Genomic DNA, 6,278 nt, shown 5'->3' with positions numbered 1-6,278 from the left:
GCTTTGACGGTTTGTACCGCAGTATTCACGGCACTGCCGGCTGTCCCGGACAGGGCCACAGTCAGACCGCTTTGTTTCTGTTCAGTTTTGGAGATAGCGGTATGGCTGTTTTCCGCGCTGGTGATATTGACATCCTGGCCGGTGAGGGTCATATCCCGGCCCGAGACCACATCACTGCCGTGAACGTTGAGCCGTTCTCCCGCGTTGAGCGTGACATTGCCCTGACTGCTGCCGACTGTACTGCCTTTGCTGAGGTTGCTGTCGATGTCAGTGGTGGATTTTTGGCTGGCCTGACCGACGGTAAAGCCGATACCGCCGGTACCCATCAGGCCGGATTTTTTCTCTTTCCGCAGGTGCGTCTCGTGACGGGCTTCATCTGCGGTGGTGACGGTGAGCTGATTGCCGGCGGCCAGATTGACCTCCTGGGTGCCAGCCACGTTACTGCCGATGATGTTCATGTCATTACCAGCCTGCACGGTGACGCTGTCTCCGCTAAGGGTGGTGCTCACTGCTCGGCGCTCATGTATTTCGTCGTGGGTTTCGACTGATGATTTAGAGAGCAAACCTTTGCTGGTCTGTTTACTATGCTCGACCAGGTCTGATGAAGCGATACCGGCATTCAGGGTGAGATTGTTCCCTGCCTGGGCTGTCAGTTGCTGATCGGCATTTACATTAGCGGCGGTAGCATTGAGGTTATTGCCGGCTCGTAGTGCCAGGTTACCAGCGGTGGTTATTTGGCTGCCGGTGTCGTGCTCCTGCGTCAAATGGCGGTAGTTATCGTTCCCCCAATCGCCGTTTTCTGTGCGACGGGTGCGCAGGGTGTCCAATGTCAGGTCACGGCCTGCCGTTATCTCTGTCTGACTGTCTTTACCGGCGTTATCGACTTTGCTGGCAGTAAGTTGGACGTTGTTGATGGCTTTCAGCGACAAGGTACCCTGGTCATTCTGGACATAAATCCCCGCTGGGCGGTCCAGCCAGCGGTTAATATTGTCATCGCGCAGAGTAGAGGTACTGGTGATATCCCGGCCTGCCAGCGCAGAAACTCTATCTTGCCCTTGAATGCTGCCGCCCAAGTTGGTGATATCCTGCTGTGCGGTTAAATCTACTTTGCCACCCTGAATAAAGCCACTGTTGGTCAGGTTTTTAGCGGTCAATCGAGTGACTTCACGTCCGCTAATGGTGCCACTGTTGGTGATATCGCCCCGGCTGTTTAGTACCACGTTACGACCGGATAACAGGGCACCATCTCCGGTCAGGTCGCCTTTATTGACCCGGGCGTAGACCTGCGGCACGGTCACGGTCTGCGTTGTGCCATTCGGCAGGGTCACCGTCCGGTTGGTCAGCCAGATGATGTCCGAGGTGAGCAGAGACATTTGTGACGGACTCAGTGCGATACCTGGGGTCAGTTGTTGTTGTTTGCTGAAGGAGACCCCGGCTTCCATCAACGCTTTGAATTGGGCTTCATCGTTGTTGTGACCAGCCAGATAACGTTGGCCGGTCAACTGGGTGATTTGCTCACGTACCAGACGCTGTTCATAGAATCCGTCGCCTAGGCGTTTGTGGGTCAGTGCCGGGTCATTGGTGAGCTGTTGTTGCATATAATCCGTGCCCAGCCATTTTTTATACTGGGTGAATTTGGGATCGGTTTCTACCAGATAATGGCTGTCACTACCCGGTTGCACGATGTACAGGCTGTTATCCGGCAAACGGGTATTTGGGGCAACGATGCGGATAAGCGGTTCGACGCTTTGGCCTTTGACAGTATCAGGCGGTAGCGCCAGTTCAAATTGTTGACCGGTCGGTAATACGAGTGGACGTTCAGCCAATGTGCCACTGTTTGGCAGGGTAACGGTGGCGGGTGGCAGCACCCGTTCAGTCTGTTGGGCCGGTGAAAGTGATGGATGTTCAACCAGAGCGTCTCTGTTCGGCAGTGCCACTGTGCCAGATGGTAATACCAGCTCAGTCTGTTGGCCCGTATGAGAAAATAATGGGCGATCAGCCGATGTGTTCCTGTCCGGCAGTGTGACTGTTTCCGTAGGGATAGTTACGGTGGTTCCTCGGTCGTCAGTCTGTGTCGGGATGTTGAGTGTGATGGCGTTGATAGTCGCGTTCATGAGCGTAACTTCACCTGCTTCCGCCATTCTTGAGGTCAGATTAATCCCGGCTGGTGCACTTTGAACACGGCTTGTCTGCCTGTCACTTATCGTTATGCCAGTAGCGTCAGGGCGGGTGTTACCCTGCCAGGCCAACGCTTTTAGGTCAATAGTTTCGGTTACCGGTGCCGGGCGATAATCGCTCCAACTTCTCCCCTGGGATGTTTTGGTGCCACGACCTTTGCGTTTTTTCTTTTTGGCGTACCAGCTGATCTGGTGGCCTTCATCCATGATAATGCGTTCACCTTTGGTAGCGTTGTTGTGCAGTTCATCAATATTGCCGTCCAGTGTTGCGCCAGCCACGATTTGACTGTCATTGTTGGTCAACGTTGCGCTATTCAGGGTCATATTGCCCCCGGCCAGAATTTTACCTGGATCGCTCTCTTTTATCTGGGTTTCTGTGATGGTATGGGTGTACCGGTACTCGTAAAATTCATTACTCCTGCTGCCATCAGGCATAATGGCGTCGTGCACACCGTATTTGTTTCGGTAGGATGTGTCTACTTGCGACCAGTCATAACGGGTAGTGTGTTCGCTCAATACCGCTTCATGACGCTGGGATTTTTCTACTTCCACCACCTGTGTCACTAGTCGGTCATTGGTATTACGGATAATAGCGGCATCAATCCTTAGGTTACCGCCTGCCTCAATGGTTGCCGCGTGGTTGTTGAGCTTGCCAGCCTGACTGGTGGCGACTAGGTTTTCATCCAGTTGTCCGCCGATGCGCATATCACCCACGCTGTAAATCTGGGCATGGTTAAGGTTGTTTAGAGTCCCAGTAGCAATGTCCATTTGGTCTCGAGCGGCAATGACGGCGGCTTTGCCATTCAGTGCGGTGTTATTGAGCGTGCCTGTCTGGAGGGCTATCTGGTCACCGTAAATACGTCCGGTGCCAGTGTTGTCCAGTATTTTGGTTGTCAGATGGGTGAGATCGCCGTCAATAAGTCCCGTGTTAGTCAATGTGTCACGGATATTGAAGTGGGTTTTCTCGGCACTGATCTCCGCAGCTTGGGTGTTGGTGAGGTTTTTTGCTGCCAGATACGCCTGTCCGGCTTTAATTGTGCTGTCATTGATGATGTTGCCTGCGGTTTCCAGCGATAGCTTGCCGTTGGCGGCGATGTTATCAGTGTTGTGGAAATCCTGTTTTAACTTTATCTCCATATCGCCCTGTGATAACACCTGCCCGCCACCACTCAGAGTGTCAACTTTGATACTGGTTTTTTCACTCGCAATTAAAATGCCTTTTTGATTGTTAACCGTCAGTTTCTGATCTTCGTCTTCAATGGTGAGTTGCTTTCCACCAGAAATCAGTCCCTGTGTGTTATCCAGTGTCTGACTGACGATGGTTTGCAGGCTGTCGGCCCCCCGTAATGCGCCTTGAGTGTTATCCACTTGTTGAGCTTTAATGATCAGGTGTTGAGCTTCAGTTCCCCGCTCAGGATAATTAGTCTCCCGGTTAATCAGTTCTGCCGTGTCTAGAGTCAGCCGTTGGTCACCATGGATAAAGCCGTCAGTGTTGTTCGTTTGTTTCTTCGCGTTAAGTGTTGAGTCACCCACAGCGTTGATCTGTCCGTGACGGTTGTCGAGTTGCTGGGTATCCAGGTTCATGGTGCCTGCTGACAACAGTTTACCGTCCTTGTTATCTGTATCAGCCAATCCTGTGTCGATAACCAGTTTCCCACCCTGAATATGTCCGTGGCGGTTGTCCAGTTTGCCGCTGGTCACTGTTGTTCCCTTATCACCAATGATACGGCCGTGCTGGTTGTCCAGTAGCTGCTTGTTCGTGTCAATATTGACGGTTTCCGCCGACTGTAATTTGCCATTGTGGTTGGTGAGTGTTTGGCTGTGAATCTCCAATCCACCATTACCGGCAATATGACCATTGTTATTGATTAATGTCGTGCCGATGATGTCGGTTTTTCCGTCAGCAGCGATAAAACCGGTGTCATTATTTAACTCACAGATATCCAGCATCAAATCTCCCAGAGCAGACACTCTTCCTGATTTATCTTTGTCACCGTTGTTATCCAGGCGTTGGCCCTGGGTGTTCAGTCTCAGTGTTCCATCAGACCGGACGGTGCCTTTCAGGTTATTGAATGCTTGGGTAGTGAGCATAGTTTGTTGAGTGCCGACAATAGTGCCTTGGGTGTTATTCACGGCGGCGGTGTTCAGTGTTGCAACTTTACGACTGGTAATAGTGCCAGCCTGATTATGTAAATCACCGCTGGTGATCAGTAGGTCGTCCTGGCTGTGAATGCCCTCTTGATCGTCACTGTTCTCATTAATCAGAACATGGCCGTGTGTATCAAGTGTCAGTTTACCTGCGGAATGTAACAGGCCGCCTCTGTTGTTAGTTTCATTCACTGATAATTCCAGTGCATCGGTTTCGCTGGAGAGGGTCCCGCGTTGATTTTTCAGTTCACCGCCAGTGATGGTTGTTTTTCCTGTGCCAATAATTACGCCATCATGGTTGTCGATTTCACCTGTTGTTAAGGTCATCGTCCCTTTACTGATAACACCACCGTTGTCGCCGCTTTGGGCGGTTGTCAGTTTTTTCCCGTGGGTGTCCAGCGTCATGTTGCCATCAGATTTTATCTTCCCACCGGTACTGTTAAGTTCTCCGCTGCTAAGTTGCAAGTTTTTATTACTGAGTATTGTGCCGCCCAGATTGTTTAATGTCTGTTTATGTGAATCAATGTCGGTTTCGTTGCCATGGATATATCCTCGGTCATTGGTGAGTTCACCTGTCATCAGTTTTAGGGTATCTTGCGCGACAATTCCGCCAACTTTACCGCTATCGGTATTAGTTAGTTTCTTCTGTTGTGTATCCAGTTTCAGGCTGGCTATAGATTTCATCAGCCCGCGTTGGTTGTTAACTGCCTGTGCTATCAGGTCCGCTTTACCTTTCGAGAGGATTTTTCCGTCGGTGTTGTTGAGGTCATGGCTGATCAGTGTGATCTCGCTTTGTGAGCCTATCACGCCAGCAGTGTTATCGATTTCTCCAACTTTTAAAGTCAGGTCACTACCGCTGCGTATGCCATGGTTATTTCCACTTTTTTGCGTTTGCGCGTTAGTCAGCTTCTGGCCGAGGGTATCAAGTGAAAGGGTAGTGCCGGATTCTAGCAAGCCGCCTGTGTTGTCAGTTTCGTTCACGGTTAATGTCAGCGCACCTTTTTTGCTGACGAGTGTTCCACCCTGATTTTTCAATTCACCGCCAGTGACTGTTGTTGCTCCTGTACCAGTAATGGTTCCATCATGGTTGTCGATTTCACCAGTGGTCAGAGTAAGTGTGCCTTTACTGACAATACCCCCGTTTTTCCCGCTTTGTGCAGTGGTCAGTTTTTCTCCATGCGTGTCCAGCGTTATGTCGCCATCAGATTCTATTGTTCCTCCAGTACTGTTGAGTTCACCACTGTCGAGTTGCAGGTTTTTCTTACTGGTTATGGTGCCTGCTAAGTTGTTTAGCGCTTGCTGATGGGTGTTAATGTGGGTTGCGTTGCCACGGATAAATCCGCGGTCATTGATCAGTTTACCGGTGGTCAGTTCCAAGGAGTCTTGCGCTACAATCCCGCCGTTTTCACCGCTGTCAGTGTTGACCAGTTCCTGCTGCTGGGTATCCAGATCCAGACTGGCTGTGGATTGAATTAGTCCGCTTTTGTTGTTGACCGCTTGTGTTGTCAGGCCTGCTTTTCCCTTTGAAAGAATTTTTCCTTTGGTATTGTCGAGGTTCTGGCTGGTCAGTGTGGTTTCGCCTTGTGAATCTATCACACCAGTGGTGTTATCGATTTCTCCAGCTTCCAGTGTTAGGTCACTGCCGCTGAGAATGCCGCGTTTTTCTCCGCTCTGGGCGTTAGTCAGCTTTTGGCCTTGGGTGTTGAGTGAAAGGGTGGTACCGGATTTCAACAAGCCTCCGGTGTTGTCCATTTCACCGGTTTTCAGTGTCAGTTGCTGATGCTGACTGACTATTGTACCTCCGGTGTTATCGACTATTCCTGATGATGTCACTTTGAGTTGTTGATTAGCTGCTACGATCCCCTGATGGTTATCAATGGTACCTGCGGTCATGGTCAGGGTTCCCAGGCTGGAAATCCCCTGTTCAGGTTGGCTGTTACTGTTGGTTATAGT

At 50.7% G+C, this 6,278-nt stretch carries 1 protein-coding gene; it reads right to left on the bottom strand.

The features are described 5' to 3' along the window. Nucleotides 1–6,278 (bottom strand): hemagglutinin repeat-containing protein (locus ACGF7G_RS21305; protein ID WP_387468203.1); only part of this gene is annotated, 6,278 nt, incomplete at both ends.

It is taken from the genome of Photorhabdus sp. RM323S, assembly GCF_042879375.1.
GTDB lineage: Bacteria > Pseudomonadota > Gammaproteobacteria > Enterobacterales > Enterobacteriaceae > Photorhabdus > Photorhabdus tasmaniensis.
The sequence above is the reverse complement of the archived record's forward strand: the minus strand, read 5'-3'. Positions and strand labels throughout refer to the sequence as shown.